We start from the raw sequence: 14,215 nt of genomic DNA, 5'->3' as shown, positions 1-14,215 counted from the left end.
CAAATAATAGCTTAAAAAGAGATAAAACATGACTGAACTGCCTACCGAACAAAACAGTAAAGAGCAAGAAGCACAACAAGCTGAAAAGAATGAAGCGCGCTTATTGAAGAAAAAAGCGGTGGTTGATGAGCGTATTGCCGCCGCGACGCAAGAGCGTGGTGTGACGATTTTGCTTACGGGGAATGGTAAGGGCAAAAGTTCTAGTGCATTTGGTACCATGGCGCGTGCTTTAGGCCACGGTCAAAAAAGTGCAGTGATTCAGTTTATTAAAGGTCGCAAAGCCACTGGCGAACAGTTGTTTTTTGGTTCGCATCCGTTGGTGGATTTTCACGTCATGGGGCACGGTTTTACATGGGAAACACGCAATCCAGCATTGGAAAAAGAAGCCGCCGAGCAAGCGTGGGCCTTGGCAAAGACGGTTTTGTCTGATGCCAGTGTGCATTTTGTCTTGTTGGATGAAATTACCTACATGTACAAATACGGTTACTTAAATGAAGCGGATTTGATTGCTGCGTTGGCTGCTCGTCCAGAGCACCAAAATGTGATGATGACAGGGCGGACGGCTCCAAGAGCCTTGTTAGACAGTGTTGATACACACAGTAAAATTGCCAATGAACGCCATGCTTTTGCCAATGGTGTGAAAGCGCAAGTGGGCATTGAGTGGTAGTTCGCATGGCGGGCTACTTTTTCTGATTTACCCTCTATTTTAATCTCTTTATCTTTCCTTTCCTGGGCTTGCCAGATTCCCCCTAATGTAAAAAAACACTCAAATGAGATTTATTCTCAAATTAGCTGGATTTTTTAATATTCTTTTACGATAATGATTCTCATTGAGTTTTTATCATTGTCTAGGAGAAATAGATGCAAAACTGGGAGCGTTTAACAAGACAAGCCAATAGGGCTTATTCAAATCATGATTTCTCTAGTGCCGTTGAGCTAAACCGACAGGCATTAAGGCAGGCAGAGATGTCGTTTGATGAGGATTTTTGTCGCGATGCGGAGTCTGCGGTAGCGGCGGCGGCCGTCAGTTTTTTGAATATCGCCGAGTCTTATACGGCGCTAGGGGATTTTATCTCCGCAAATACACAATATGAAAATGCGGTTAATTTTTTGCAAGCCGTTATCGTGCGAGCGGATATGAATGATGAGCAACGCGATCTTATTATGAGAACAGCCACCCATCTTAGGTTTGAGTGGGAGTTGTTTTCACAAAGTTATGGTAAGCGATTGTTGTCTCAGGGCAGAGCGCTGATGGAATCACTGAATAGTGCGATTGCTGGCACAAGCGCTATGGTACGTCATTAAAGCCAGTTCATTACGGGTGATGTTCTTTATTGTAAAAACCAGAGAGGCATGTCGATTATGGTGCACAGTATTGTGGCAGTGTTAGATAAGGTTATTGGCTTCAAAACAGCACAGGCGCGTTGTGACGTGCTGACGATGATTGATGAGTGATGAGTGATGAGTGATGAGTGATGAGTGATGAGTGATGAGTGATGAGTGATGAGTGATGAGTGATGAGTGATGAGTAGGTGCAATGAGCCGACTGTAAAAGAAGGTATAAAAGAAGGTAAAAAAGATGTTTCGTTTGATTAAGGTAGCAGGCGACAGTATGGCGCCTAGCTTATGGGATGGTGATTTTGTTTTTACCAGTCGTTGCTATAAAAAATTAAAAATAGGACATCTGATCGTGGTAGATCACGCCTTATACGGCTTGATGGTCAAAAAAATATTGCATATTGCGCCGGATGGACAGCTTTGGTTAGGCGGGGAAAATAATAAGAGCTTGCAATCGGAGCGTATAGGCTGGGTATCGCCGCGTCGAGTGGTTGGTAAGGTCATTCGGAAAATCTGCGCGGCGAATAGGGTGTATAGAAAACAAGACACTTTATGATGGCCATGCTCGAAATGCTTTTAGCATGACGGTTGGTCTTAGGTGTTTTTTTCACTAAAATCCACGCCAGTTGAATACTGTCTTTTGATTGGATTGAAGAGAAACCTATGTCGGCAATTACACTACCTAAGGTACAAAAACACACGCGTCTTGAAGACGCTCAAGCGATGATTTTAGGCACTCTGATTATTGCGTTGGGGGTGAATCTCTACACTCACGCGGGGCTGTTAACCGGTGGGTCCGCAGGGCTTGCCTTTTTGATCCAATATTCAACGTCGCTGACGTTTGGTCAGGCATTTTTTTTGATTAATATTCCGTTCTATCTATTAGCTGTTCTTCATTTTGGTTGGGAATTCACCATAAAGACCTTTCTTGCCGTCTTCTTTCTTTCTGTATTCGCCGATTTGACTCCCTTGTTAGTGAGCTTTGATCAGTTAAACCCTATTTATGCCAGTGTGGCGGGCGGGTTTTTGATGGGGGTTGGCTTTTTGATGTTGTTTCGCCATAACGCCAGCTTAGGTGGGCTCAATATTCTGGCGCGTTACCTTGCTGAAAAATATGGTATTTCTATGGGGAAATTTCAGATGGCGGTGGATTGCGGTATCGTGTTGTTATCTGTTTTTGTGGTGGATTTTACGTTAATTGTAATCTCCATATTAGGTGCCATCGCATTGAATATGATTATTGCGGTGAATCATAAACCGGGTCGTTATATGGGTAACGTCTAAAAAAACGTCATAAGTTCGTCTAAGAAAGCGGCTCAGGTCGCTTTTTTTGTGTCTTTAAATTGCTTAACGGATGCTGGCGTTTCCTAACTGAGTCAAGCTCAGGTATTATTGTGCCAATCAAAAAGACGAGGAAAAGAGTTTGGAATTACTCAAAGTAGACAACCTTAATCCCTATCTAGATGATCTTGTTGAGTTGTTATGTGACGCGGTTGATTCCGGTGCGCCGATTGGTTTTTTACCGCCAATGAGTGAGTCTGAAGCAAAAGCCTATTGGCTGTCGATTAATGACGATTTACAAGCCCATGCTCGACAAGTGTTATTGATTCGCGAAGACAATAAAGTGGTGGGTAGTGTGCAAATTGCCATGTCACCCAAAGCCAATGCACTGCATCGATGTGATGTGGAAAAACTGATGGTTCATACCCACGCGAGAGAACATGGCTTAGGGGGTAAGCTGATGCAAGGCGTAGAACGTGTGGCCGCATCTATGCAAAGACAACTGCTAATACTGGAAGTTAGAAGTGATGACATTGCTCACGATATGTATGTCAATATGGGCTATATTCCGTTTGGTGAAGTACCCGGTTATACGCGCAGTGCGAGCGGCATGTTGCATAATTCGACTTTCTTCTATAAAGAAATTGAAACCACTCACGAAGTATTTTCTTAATTTAACTTAAAGCCATAGGCGACTCCCTTGAGACTTGATTTTTATTTATCCCACGTGACTGAATTGGCGCGTAAAGCGGCGAAAATTGCCGCATCGAAAGGCCGTGTTACGGTTAATGGTGTGGTGGTTAAAAAAGCCAATTACACCGTACAAGAAGGGGATCAGATTTGCCTTGATGACACGCTTTTAGCATGGCCATCTGAGGGATATTATTTACTGCATAAACCCGCCGGTTATGTGTGCGCGACCGAAGACCCAGATCACCCTACTGTGTTGGATCTTTTGCCTTCTCACTTAGGCCAGGCGCTGAAAATAGTCGGTCGTTTGGACAAAGACACCACAGGCTTATTGTTATTAACCACAGATGGGCAATGGCTGCATCGCATTACGTCGCCACGTAGTGCGTGCCATAAACGTTATCGCATGATGTTGGCGGATCCTATTAGCGATGGTGATTTGCAGCAATTGGAAAGCGGTGTGATGCTAAATGGCGAACCCCACCCCACGCTGCCGGCGGTTGCTGAGCGTATTAGTGATTGTGATATTTACTTGACGATTCAAGAAGGGAAATATCATCAAGTGAAACGTATGTTGGCCGCTGTCGGCAATAAAGTCGAAGAGCTTCACCGTGATCAGATCGGCCCACTTTCACTGGATGCCGATATCGCGCCGGGCGAGTTCCGTGCGTTAACCGAAGACGAAGTGCTTTACTTTTAAACAATGTGTTAAGAAGAGACGGAATAATGAAAGAATTATCGATGGATGAACGCGTACAATTATTGGTCGCTGCTGATAGCGAGCGTTTAGCGTATTTTGTTGAGCAAGCCAAGGCGACGCAATTGGTGTGGAGCTTGAGCAACGAAGAAGGTTTTGTGATGGTCGAAACCGATGATGGCGACTGCGTTATGGTGTGGCCGGATGCGGAATTCGCTAGCCAGTGGGCGGTGGAGGATTGGGACGATTGCGACGCTGTATCTGTGTCTTTGGACACTTTTACAAATGAGTGGTTGCCAAGTTTGGCTCTGGATAATATTTCAGTGGCGGTTTTTCCGAATATTGAAGATGAAGGTAAATTGTCGACAGCACAAGAATTGACCGCATTGTTCGCTTAATAGAATAGAAATTAAGACATGGCCCCACCCTAGTTCTCCCTTTGAAGATAAGGGAAGGGGTGCTAAAGGGAGGTTGGGATAGGGTTATGTCTTGTTACCGTGTAGTTTCTAAATAAGGACTTAACTCCCCCATGAGCAAACGTCAAAATAACCGTGAAGAAGTTTTTGTTAAAATACTCGACGCTGCTGAGATCGAGTTTGGCTTAAAAGGCTATAATGGTGCTAGTTTGCAGCATATTGCCGAACGCGCAGGCTTGCCTAAGCCAAATATTATTTATTACTTCCAGTCTAAAGAAAACCTGTACAAGCAAGTGCTCGATCAAACCTTGATGGGGTGGAACGATTTATTTGATAAAGCCACGATAGATGATGATCCTGCTCATGTATTGGATAGTTTTATTCGCGTGAAACTCAAACAAAGCTTTGAAAAAGGCGGTACGTCGCGGCTTTTTGCGATGGAGGTAATTGGCGGTGCGCTGCACATTGGTGATTATTTAAAAGAAGAGCTAAGGCCTTGGTTTACGTCTCGAGTTGCCTTGCTGCAAGCCTGGATGGACGCGGGAAAAATGCGCCAGTGTGATCCTGCTAGTGTGATTTATATGATTTGGGCAACCACTCAACACTATGCCGATTTTGAAGCGCAGGTGTTGGCGTTAAGTGGCATAGAATCCTTTAGCGATGACGATTTAACACGCATTGGCGACACGATAAGCGGTATTATTCTAGCGGGTTGTGGCCTAAGTCTTCCTCCAAGAGACTAAAGCGCTGTTATTTTGCGTTTTCTCTTAATTGATGAATGTGCTGAATCAAAGCCCGTAGTTTTGCGGGCTTTGCGGGTTTTGCCATGTAGGTAATCTGCTGACGTTTGCACTGTTCGACTAATTCTGGGTCCCGCAGGGCGGTGATTAATACCGCTGGAATGTTTTTGCCCGCCCGCTTTCTTAACGCCTTAATCAAAGACAAGCCGTCTTTGTTGTCGTCAAGATGATAATCCACTAAGAGCAACTCTGCCTCTCCTTCTGCTTGCAACGCATCATCGAAGCGTTTAAAGGTGCGGCAATCGCATTGCCAATGACTGAGTAGCGTGTTCATGGCAATCAGGTTGTTTTTCTCATCATCAATACACCAAACATAACAATGGGCTAATTTTTCTTGGGGCGCCTTGGTGACTTGGGGGGCTTGTATGTCGGTCACTACATTACTTTGTGCCAAGGGAATACCAATGCTAAAACAGCTGCCTTTGCCTGGTGTAGAATGGATTTCGGTGGCTAAGCCCAGTTGCTTCTGCATACGACGAACCAAGCCTAAGCCTAATCCCATGCCGGGTTCTTGCGTGTTTTCCCAGCGATAAAAATCATCGAATATTTTCTTTTGTTCGTTTGCAGGAATGCCGACGCCCGTGTCCCAAACTTGCAAATACACCACACCAGAACGCGGTCTGACGCTTAATAAGACGCGGCCTTTTTGCGTGTATTTCACCGCATTGGAGACGAAGTTCTGGATAATTCGACGCAAATAAATAGGGTCTGTATGCACTCTAAAAGAGCGTAAATGGGTGGTTAAACGAATGTTTTTGCTTTCGGCGATAACGCCAAACTCCGCCACAATGGGCGCGAGAATGTCGAGCAGATTACAATCGACTAATCTGGGTTGAATCGCGCCTTGATCTAAACGTGCAATTTCTAGCAAGGTCGAAATAAGGGCTTCGGTGGACTCCAGTGAGTCAGAGAGCTTGTCAATGACTTGGTTGGTGTCATTGGGTAATTCGGAAGACTGTAATATCCCCATATAAAGCTTAGCGGCGTTCAAAGGCTGCAGAATATCATGGCTGGCTAGGGCGAGAAATTCAGTCTTAGACGCGTTCGCTTGTTCGGCTTCGGCTTTGGCGCTGATTAGTGCTTTTTCGGCTTGATTACGGCGTTCTATCTCTTGCATCAATTCTTGATTGACGCCTTGGACTTCTTCGGTGCGCGCCTCGACACGCTTCTCTAAGTCTATGTTGGCTTCTTTTAAGGCTTGTTGGCTTTCAATGTGCTCGGTGACATCGGTGAAACTGGTCACAAAGCCGCCATCAGGCAAAGGATTACCGACCATTTCAATGACGCGGCCACTGGCCCTACGACGCAGGAAGCGATGGGTGGTGCCTTTTTTAAGGTGTTCTAAGCGTTTACTGACCAGCTCTTCTATGTCACCGACACCACATTCGCCGCGCTCGGCATTAAAGCGAATCAGCTCTTCGACGGGCAGACCAACGGTCAATATGCCTTCTGGGTAGGGGTAGAGCGACAGGTAAGTTTTGTTCCAAGCGACAATGCGCAAGTCTTTATCCACCACGCTAATACCTTGGTCCAAATTGTCCATGGAAACGAATAATAAATTTTGACTGAACTGGATGGCTTGGGTGGTTTCATCCAAATAGGTGACCATTTCTTCTACCTTGATTTGTTTGTCAACCAAGATGGAATTAATGATGGTGCGAGCCGATGAACCACCTAATACGCCGCCTAAAATGCGTTCGCAGTAGTCGACAAACAAACGATTGGGTGAGGCGTTCGATGAAATTGTTTGATTGTAATCTTGTTCAAAGTTCAATAAGACTTGCTGGCTCTTTTGTTTACCTAGAAAGGTTTCTAATAGCACACAAAAATCGCCGTTGGAGGCTTTACTTTTGGGTTTGAAAAAACCTTTTTCCAGCTCTGTTGTGGGGCTAACAAAGGCGGTGGCTTGAATGCGGTCAATCAGGCGCTCAGTTGACAATAAGGAGCCGACAACGTAACCAAAAATATTGGCCAGTAAACTGATGAACGCGCCGTAGCTGATTAATTCGGAGCGCGATTGGGCGCTGTATAATGCCCAATCCATATTGCCTGTTAGCGGCAACATCATTAAGAGCATCCAGGACAAAAAGCCCAGAATTAACCCGGCATACACACCATGAGCGTGGGCACGTTTCCAGTATAAACCACCAAATACCGCCGGCATGAGTTGCAAGACTAAGGAAAACGCCAGAATCCCCGTCCCCGTTAATGATTCATTGTTGGCCATTTTTTGGTAATACAAAAATGATAAGGCCAGAATCCCGACCATGGCCAAGCGACGTATGATTAATAGGCGCCGTCGGTAGAGCGGCAGGGCTTGTTGCTGAGCGCTGGCGCGTGCCAACATGAGCGGCAAGATCACATCGTTACTGATCATGATGCTTAGGGCAAAGGTTGCAATGATAATCATGGCAGTAGTGGCGGACATGCCGCCAAGGAAGATGAGCATTTGTAAGGGCAAATTATCCGACACTAGGGCGAATTGAATGACATAGGTGTCTGGATTGATGTCGGCAGAGAAAAGGCTTTGCCCCGCAATAGCAATGGGCGGAATAATCGCGGCGAAAATCAACAAATACAAAGGAAATAGCCAGCGAGCGGTATTGGATTGTTGGTGATTTTGATGGTCTACCACGGTGACATGAAATTGACGCGGTAAGCAAATTACCGCTGCCGCGGACATAAAGGTTTGCATAAGAAAAGGAAACGATAAAAACTGCTCAGGATTCCAGACGGAAAAATCTACATTGTGCCCAAGCTCATCCATATCAAGTTCTTTTGTCATGATGATTGCCACCAAACCAACCGCGACAATCGCAATGAGTTTGAATAAGGATTCGGCGCCAATGGCCAGCATCATGCCTGAACGGTATTCAGTGACTTCTACTTTTCGGGTGCCAAACAACATGGCAAACACCCCGATCAAAATGGTCGCAATCAATACAACAAGTCCGGTCGAGGATTCATCCTGATTGACAAACAAAGCGAAGTTAGAGCCAATGGCTTTCAGTTGTAAGGCGATGTATGGGATCACCGCCAGCATGCCTATTAATATGACCAGCGGTGCTGTCATCGGGCGTTTGCCATAGCGCGAGGAGATAAAGTCAGCGATGGAAGTGATGTTTTGTTTGTGACTAACAGTGATCATTTTACGCAATAGTGGAAAAGCGAATAGATACAATAAAATGGGGCCCAACAGAATGGGTAAGTAGCTCCAGCCAGAGCGAGACGCTTCGCCAATTGAGCCGTAAAATGTCCATGCGGTACAATAAATAGCCAATGACAAGCTGTAAACTAACGGGTGACGAGTCAGTTTTTTCGCTGTTGGGCTTTCTTTATCGCCCCAGATGGCAATCCAGAATAGACCCAGAACATAAAGAATGGCTAACAGAATCCAGAAAACAGTCATTAAATAGATTACCTGAATGTAGGCTTGTTGTTTGTCCTAAATGTAACACAGCCGCCGCAACAATCCTCTACGACTTAGGTCGTGTAGGTTTTTCTAATCGTCTCAAGGTGCTAATGGTTTCAAGGTGCTAATGGTTTCAAGTAATAATGCTAAACTGGCTGTTATGTTTAGCAAATTTAGAGGATCAAATGAATCAACTTCCTTTTTATGGTGATATCAAAGCCTTTCATGCGCATCTTTATTACACCGATGAGGCCGGTGTTGAAATGGCAAAGCAGGTGGCAGAGCAAGCCGCTGAATTGTTTGATATTCGTGTTGGGCGCTTTCATCAAAAGCCCGTAGGGCCACATCCGGTTTGGAGTTGCCAATTGTCGTTTGCAGCAGAAACGTTTGGCCAGATTATTCCCTGGCTGATGTTAAATCGCCAAGCGTTAGATGTGTTTGTTCACCCGCTAACAGGCAATGAGTATGTTGATCATACACAAGGCGTTAGCTGGTTAGGGCAGTCTTATGAGTTGGATATTTCGCAGTTTATGCCCAACAAGCCGGTGTGATAGCAGGTTTAGTCGGTTGCTTTTACGCTTGGAGATGGCGGGGATGAAATTTTTTTTCAAATTAATAGGCAAACATCCCTTTAAAAATCGTCGAACGTACCAAACTTCTAGGGTTATACGGTAGTTATTGAGCCTATGGAACGTTATCATATTGCTGCAAACTATTGTTTGGGTTCGTGTTGTGGCGGTGTCGCGCTTATTGTTGAAATGTAAGGTTTGCTTGTATCAAACGCTCGTACCCTTGTTATTTATTATTTACTCATTAGGAGAATACAATGCAAATTACTGAAAACGCCGTTGTTAGCATGCACTACACCTTGACTGACGAACAGGGCCAAGAGCTAGACTCTTCTGTTGGTCAAGAGCCTTTAGTATTTTTAAGCGGTGCACAAAACATCATTGATGGCCTAGACAAGGCGCTTCAAGGTAAAGCCGCAGGCGACAAGCTTGCTGTTTCTGTTGAGCCTGAAGATGGCTACGGTGCGGTTCATGAAGAACTGATTCAAAAAGTACCGGCTGAAAACTTCCAAGGTGTCGATGATATTCAAGTTGGCATGCAATTTATGGCTCAAACGCCTGGCGGTCAACAACCCGTGACGGTTGTGGGTGTAGAAGAAGATGGCATTATGCTTGATGGTAACCATCCTTTGGCAGGTAAAACATTGAACTTTGACGTTGAAATCATCGATGTTCGTGAAGCGTTGGCTGAAGAGCTAGAGCATGGTCATGTACACGGCGCTGGTGGTCATCAGCACTAAATTGTTTAGGTAATGCAGATTACTAGAAAGCGGCTCCCTTAACATCGGAGCCGTTTTTGTTTTAAGGTATTGGTTTTAAGGTATTGGTTTTAAGAGACCGGTCTCGTTGAGGGATAATTATGTCCAATAACGCGTTTTCTGAATTGCAGGGCTCTATTTTGGCTTGCCAGCATTGTGCTGAGGCTTTGCCGTACTCTCCCAAGCCTATTATTCAAATTCATCCAGATGCCAAAATCCTGATAGCAGGTCAAGCGCCGGGACAAAAGGCGCATGATATTGGCCGACCATTTGACGATTTAAGCGGTGATCGTTTACGAGAATGGCTTGGCGTTACTAAGGATGAATTCTACGATGAACAGCAAGTCGCGATTGTGCCAATGGGGTTTTGTTTTCCAGGCAATAGCTATCACAAAAGCGGGCCTTCAGCGGGAAAGAAATCAGGCGATTTACCGCCACGTCCAGAATGCGCGATTAAATGGCGAGAGGCCGTGCTTAGCCAACTGACGAAGATTGAATTAACGATTGTTTTGGGCGCTTATGCCCAAGCCTACCACTTAGGCCAATCTGGTAATGTGACCGAGCAGGTTAAGCAATGGCAGTATTGGCTAGAGCAGGGGAAATTAGTCTTGCCTCATCCAAGCCCAAGGAACAATCGTTGGCTCAAGCAAAATCCGTGGTTTGAAATCGATGTCTTGCCAGCGCTCAGGTCGCGGATTAAGGCTTTACTTCCGCCTGTCGCGTCATAAGGTAATGCTCTATACCGTCTTCCATGTAAGGCGCGGATACAGTGACAAAACCATGGGCTTGGTAAAAGCCTTCAAGATGAGATTGCGCGCCAATTTTGATCGGACTCTCTGGCCAAAGGTTAAGCGTTTGTGCAATGGCTTGCTTCATTAGAGTATGGCCGAGTTTATCTTTGCGTTTCTCTTGGGCGACAACCACTCGACCTATGCTGCTATGATCTGGATAGCAATCATCTTTTGCCAAAAGTCTCGCATAGGCGACCACCTTGTTGTCTTGTAAGGCAAACAGGTGTTGAGTATTCGGAAGCGTGTCTAAATTATCTAAATCTGGAAAAACACAGTTTTGTTCGACCACGAACACATCACTGCGGAGCTTTAATAAGCCATATAAAGTGTCATTGGATAACTCGCTAAACGCCTGACAGTGCCAGATCATCTGATGAATCCTTCAAAAAATAGTTAAGCAAAGCGTGTTTCAAGGTAACGGATGATGTCTGATGACTCATATAACCATTCGACGTTACCTTCTTTTTCAATGCGCAAGCATGGCACTTTAACCTTGCCACCGCCTTGTAATAATACATCACGGTGAGGTGAACCTTCAGAAGCGCTGCGTGTTTCAATGGGTAAGTTGAGTTTGTACATGGCTCTGCGGGTTTTGATGCAGAAAGGGCAAGCAAAAAATTGGTAAAGAGATAGCTCTTTGGCTTCAGCGTTTACCTGCTGTTGTTTTTCGGGTGTTCGTTTTAGCTTGGTGCCACGAGTGAGGACATCGGCTGTCGCAATGATGACGCCTAAAAGGTTACGGATCAGTTTAATAAAGAATTTCATATCGATTGCTCGCTTTCGCCATTGGGTATTGCTATTTATTTGGCCGCCATTCTAACGGTAAAAAGCTCAATGTTTAAGTGTCAGTGAGAAATTGTTTAGCATCGATAGAGATGGCATGGTAAGACAGTGCGTGATGTGACGCCATGGGGCGACGTTATTGCTGTGCGTAAGACCAGATAGGTAAAAATAGCTAGGCAATAAATAGAGTGAAATAAATAACAGTAGAGGGAGAAGGAGGAGGAAGCGCTTAATGTTTTTATTCTAGCGCCATTTCCTTTCGGGTCGGTTGGAATAAGCCAAAATGTCTATTTTTTTACGTTAGACGCTTATCCAATAATGACCTGATCGATCAACTTAATTAAGCGTGTTGAGCAGGAGAAGAAACTAAGGCTGATTTCAATTTAACGACTGCTTTTTTAACCGCTTTAACAGCAGAAGCAATACCAGAAACAATGTATTCAGCGCGTTCAGCACGAGCCAGTGTTTCGTATTTTTCTGCATCTGTTAGGTAAGCAGTGTTAACGTTTTTTAGTAATTCTGCGATAGATTGATTGTCTTTCATGGTGTATTCCTCGTTTTTCGTTTGTTTATTCAAGCACCAAAACAAACTGTGTTTTGATGCTTGTATAGTAGAAACTCCGTGTAAAGAAGACAAACGATAAAAAATACACTAATAGCTGAAAATAACTAACCAATAAGGCAGGAAAGGGGGGGGGTTATCTATTGTCTAGCGGGCTGCCGTGTTGTTTGGCGGTGTCTAGCCGAATATAGGATTTTGTGCTGACGACATCGGCGTGGGCATAAAGCTGTTTAACCACTAAATCGGTGAATTGCACCATGTCTTTGGCATAGATCTCTACCATTAAATCCACGTCTCCGGTCACGCCATGTACATTGATGGCGGCGCTTTGTTGGCGCAAAAAATCCATCACACTGTCCCGCGCATTGGGTATGTCTTTGCTGACAGTGACTAAGGTCCATGCCATCACACTGTAGCCGAGTTTTTGATAGTTCACTTGGGCGCGATAGCCGCTAATGATGTCCATTTCTTCTAGCTGACGTAAGCGTCTTAAACATTGAGACTGCGACAGATTAATCGTCTCCGCCAACTGGGTGTTGCTAAGACGGCCGTCTTTTTCCAATGCTTGGATTATTTTATAGTCGGTGCGGTCTAGGGTGATTTCTTTCATAAAATGCTCAATTTAAACAAAAATCTTGTATTAGGTTATGAATTCTCCCGGTAAATAGCAAACAACTTGCGTACCTTATTCTCTATACTTTGGATTACTTTCGCTTAGGAGATAAGGTTATGGCTGTGTCATTAGATTTGGCGTTTGTTCGCTCTCAATTCCCCGCGTTTAAAGAGCCGTCTTTGGCGGATCAGGCGTTTTTTGATAATGCCGGTGGTTCTTACGCTTGTCAGGCGGTGATTGATCACTTAAACCAGTACTATCGAGAAACCAAACTGCAGCCTTATCACCTTCACCCAGCGGCGCAAAAAGCCGGTGCCCAGATGGATTTAGCCTATCAGCGTTTGGCGTCTTATTTGAACGTGAAAACCAGCGAAGTGCACCTTGGGCCTTCCTCTTCGCAGAATACTTATGTCTTGGCGCAAGCCTTCGGCAAGATACTAAAAGCAGGCGATGAGATCATAGTGACCAACCAAGATCACGAGGCAAACATTGGTGTTTGGCGGGCATTGGAGGCTCGTGGCATCGTCATCAAAGAGTGGCAAGTGGATGCGCAGACAGGCTCGTTAGATATTGGCGAGTTAGAGGCGCTCTTTACCAAACGAACCAAGCTTTTGGCCTTTACGCATTGTTCTAATATTGTGGCAGAGATTAATCCTGTCGCCGAGATCTGCGCCCGCGCCAAAGCCGCTGGTGTGGCAACGGTGGTGGATGGCGTGTCCTTCGCGGGTCATGGTTTGCCAGATGTGGACGCACTTGGCGCGGATATCTATTTATTTTCGCTTTATAAAGCCTACGGAACGCATCTTGGTGTCATGGTTATTCGTGATGCTATGGCGGATAAATTGGGTAATCAGGCGCATTATTTTAATAAAGCGTATCGCCAAAAATGGTTTGTGCCAGCGGGGCCAGATCATGCCCAAGTAGCGGCGAGTCGTGGCGTGTTGGATTATTTTGATGCGTTGCACGATCATCACTTTGAAACCACGGACTCTACGACAGAAAAAGCTCAGCGCGTACGAGGCTTGCTGCACGATGCTGAACAAGTTTTATTGTCTAAGCTGCTTAGCTTTGTTAATCAGCACCCGAAACTGAGCTTGCTGGGGCCATCCGATCCGGCAAAAAGAGCAGCGACTGTGTCTATTATTCCTAAAGGGCAAACATCTCAGGAGCTGGCACAGAAATTAGTCGATCAAGGCATTATTTGTGGGGCAGGGCACTTTTATGCGGTGCGTTTGTTAGACGCCATGGGTGTGGACGCAAACACAGGCGTGGTACGTTTGTCATTTGTTCACTATACCAGTGCCGAAGAAATAGATCAGTTAATACAAGCTTTGGAGTACTCACTCTAGAGCCAGTTAATGTTTCACGCCGCTAGATTGATTGCTTAGACAAGGCAAGCGGGCTAGCGGCGCTTTATCTCTCCTTAATTGTTATGCATTCCTACGGCTTTCTTGCCTTAATATCCCTCGGCTTTGGTTATATGATACCCCACCAAAATCGTTGTA

Annotated in this window: 17 protein-coding genes; 12 read left to right on the top strand and 5 right to left on the bottom strand. The window is 45.2% G+C overall.

Annotated elements, in window-relative coordinates:
* Positions 1–28 precede the first annotated feature (28 nt).
* From cobO to J8N69_RS01525, 8 genes are all read left to right on the top strand, one after another.
* Entirely contained in the window at positions 29–667 is a 639-nt protein-coding gene (cobO, locus tag J8N69_RS01560; RefSeq protein ID WP_168825019.1) for a cob(I)yrinic acid a,c-diamide adenosyltransferase, read from the top strand.
* A 194-nt stretch (positions 668–861) separates the two neighbouring features.
* The gene (locus J8N69_RS01555; RefSeq protein WP_168825021.1) at positions 862–1,305 is read left to right on the top strand and encodes a tetratricopeptide repeat protein; all 444 of its coding nucleotides are present in this window, start codon (positions 862–864) and stop codon (positions 1,303–1,305) included.
* A gap of 274 nt (positions 1,306–1,579) precedes the next feature.
* Positions 1,580–1,894 (top strand): S24/S26 family peptidase, encoded by a 315-nt coding sequence (locus tag J8N69_RS01550; RefSeq protein WP_168825023.1) that lies wholly within the window; start codon positions 1,580–1,582, stop codon positions 1,892–1,894.
* Positions 1,895–2,001: 107 nt separating this feature from the next.
* Positions 2,002–2,622, top strand: coding sequence for a YitT family protein (locus tag J8N69_RS01545; protein WP_168825025.1), 621 nt, complete (start codon positions 2,002–2,004; stop codon positions 2,620–2,622).
* 139 nt (positions 2,623–2,761) lie between these two features.
* Positions 2,762–3,292, top strand: coding sequence for a GNAT family N-acetyltransferase (locus J8N69_RS01540; RefSeq protein WP_168825027.1), 531 nt, complete (start codon positions 2,762–2,764; stop codon positions 3,290–3,292).
* Between the two features lie 27 nt (positions 3,293–3,319).
* Positions 3,320–4,009 carry a pseudouridine synthase gene (locus J8N69_RS01535; protein WP_168825029.1) on the top strand — a complete coding sequence of 230 codons (690 nt, stop codon included), beginning with the start codon at positions 3,320–3,322 and terminating at the stop codon, positions 4,007–4,009.
* 26 nt (positions 4,010–4,035) lie between these two features.
* The gene (locus tag J8N69_RS01530; RefSeq protein ID WP_211084997.1) at positions 4,036–4,404 is read left to right on the top strand and encodes a DUF2750 domain-containing protein; all 369 of its coding nucleotides are present in this window, start codon (positions 4,036–4,038) and stop codon (positions 4,402–4,404) included.
* Between the two features lie 131 nt (positions 4,405–4,535).
* The gene (locus tag J8N69_RS01525) at positions 4,536–5,165 is read left to right on the top strand and encodes a TetR family transcriptional regulator C-terminal domain-containing protein (RefSeq protein WP_168825031.1); all 630 of its coding nucleotides are present in this window, start codon (positions 4,536–4,538) and stop codon (positions 5,163–5,165) included.
* Positions 5,166–5,172: 7 nt separating this feature from the next.
* Here the strand turns inward: J8N69_RS01525 and J8N69_RS01520 are convergent, their stop codons facing one another.
* Positions 5,173–8,631, bottom strand: a complete 3,459-nt coding sequence (locus tag J8N69_RS01520; protein ID WP_168825033.1) for a PAS domain-containing hybrid sensor histidine kinase/response regulator — start codon at positions 8,629–8,631, stop codon at positions 5,173–5,175.
* Positions 8,632–8,819: 188 nt separating this feature from the next.
* On the opposite strand from J8N69_RS01520, the gene J8N69_RS01515 reads away from it, so the two are divergent.
* The 3 genes from J8N69_RS01515 (at position 8,820) to J8N69_RS01505 (ending at position 10,689) form a co-directional block, all read left to right on the top strand.
* Complete coding sequence (locus J8N69_RS01515) at positions 8,820–9,185, top strand: DOPA 4,5-dioxygenase family protein (RefSeq protein WP_168825035.1); 366 nt, start codon at positions 8,820–8,822, stop codon at positions 9,183–9,185.
* A 275-nt stretch (positions 9,186–9,460) separates the two neighbouring features.
* Positions 9,461–9,943: an FKBP-type peptidyl-prolyl cis-trans isomerase gene (locus J8N69_RS01510; protein WP_168825037.1), complete on the top strand. Its 483-nt coding sequence runs from the start codon at positions 9,461–9,463 to the stop codon at positions 9,941–9,943.
* A gap of 119 nt (positions 9,944–10,062) precedes the next feature.
* Positions 10,063–10,689, top strand: coding sequence for a uracil-DNA glycosylase family protein (locus tag J8N69_RS01505; RefSeq protein ID WP_168825040.1), 627 nt, complete (start codon positions 10,063–10,065; stop codon positions 10,687–10,689).
* Here J8N69_RS01505 and J8N69_RS01500 read toward each other — a convergent pair.
* The 4 genes from J8N69_RS01500 to J8N69_RS01485 form a co-directional block, all read right to left on the bottom strand.
* Positions 10,658–11,122 (bottom strand): GNAT family N-acetyltransferase, encoded by a 465-nt coding sequence (locus J8N69_RS01500; RefSeq protein ID WP_168825042.1) that lies wholly within the window; start codon positions 11,120–11,122, stop codon positions 10,658–10,660. The genes J8N69_RS01505 and J8N69_RS01500 overlap by 32 nt on opposite strands.
* A 23-nt stretch (positions 11,123–11,145) precedes the next feature.
* Positions 11,146–11,517, bottom strand: a complete 372-nt coding sequence (locus J8N69_RS01495; protein ID WP_168825044.1) for a glutathione S-transferase N-terminal domain-containing protein — start codon at positions 11,515–11,517, stop codon at positions 11,146–11,148.
* Positions 11,518–11,875: 358 nt separating this feature from the next.
* Positions 11,876–12,079, bottom strand: a complete 204-nt coding sequence (locus tag J8N69_RS01490; RefSeq protein WP_168825046.1) for an RSP_7527 family protein — start codon at positions 12,077–12,079, stop codon at positions 11,876–11,878.
* A 154-nt stretch (positions 12,080–12,233) separates the two neighbouring features.
* On the bottom strand, positions 12,234–12,707 hold the full coding sequence (locus J8N69_RS01485; RefSeq protein ID WP_168825048.1) for an Lrp/AsnC family transcriptional regulator: 474 nt from the start codon (positions 12,705–12,707) through the stop codon (positions 12,234–12,236).
* Between the two features lie 119 nt (positions 12,708–12,826).
* Between J8N69_RS01485 and J8N69_RS01480 the strand changes: the two genes are divergently transcribed.
* Complete coding sequence (locus J8N69_RS01480) at positions 12,827–14,059, top strand: aminotransferase class V-fold PLP-dependent enzyme (RefSeq protein WP_168825050.1); 1,233 nt, start codon at positions 12,827–12,829, stop codon at positions 14,057–14,059.
* Positions 14,060–14,215 lie beyond the last annotated feature (156 nt).

Source organism: Marinomonas profundi (assembly GCF_020694005.1).
Classification (GTDB): domain Bacteria; phylum Pseudomonadota; class Gammaproteobacteria; order Pseudomonadales; family Marinomonadaceae; genus Marinomonas; species Marinomonas profundi.
This window is presented reverse-complemented; position numbering and strand designations above follow the sequence as displayed.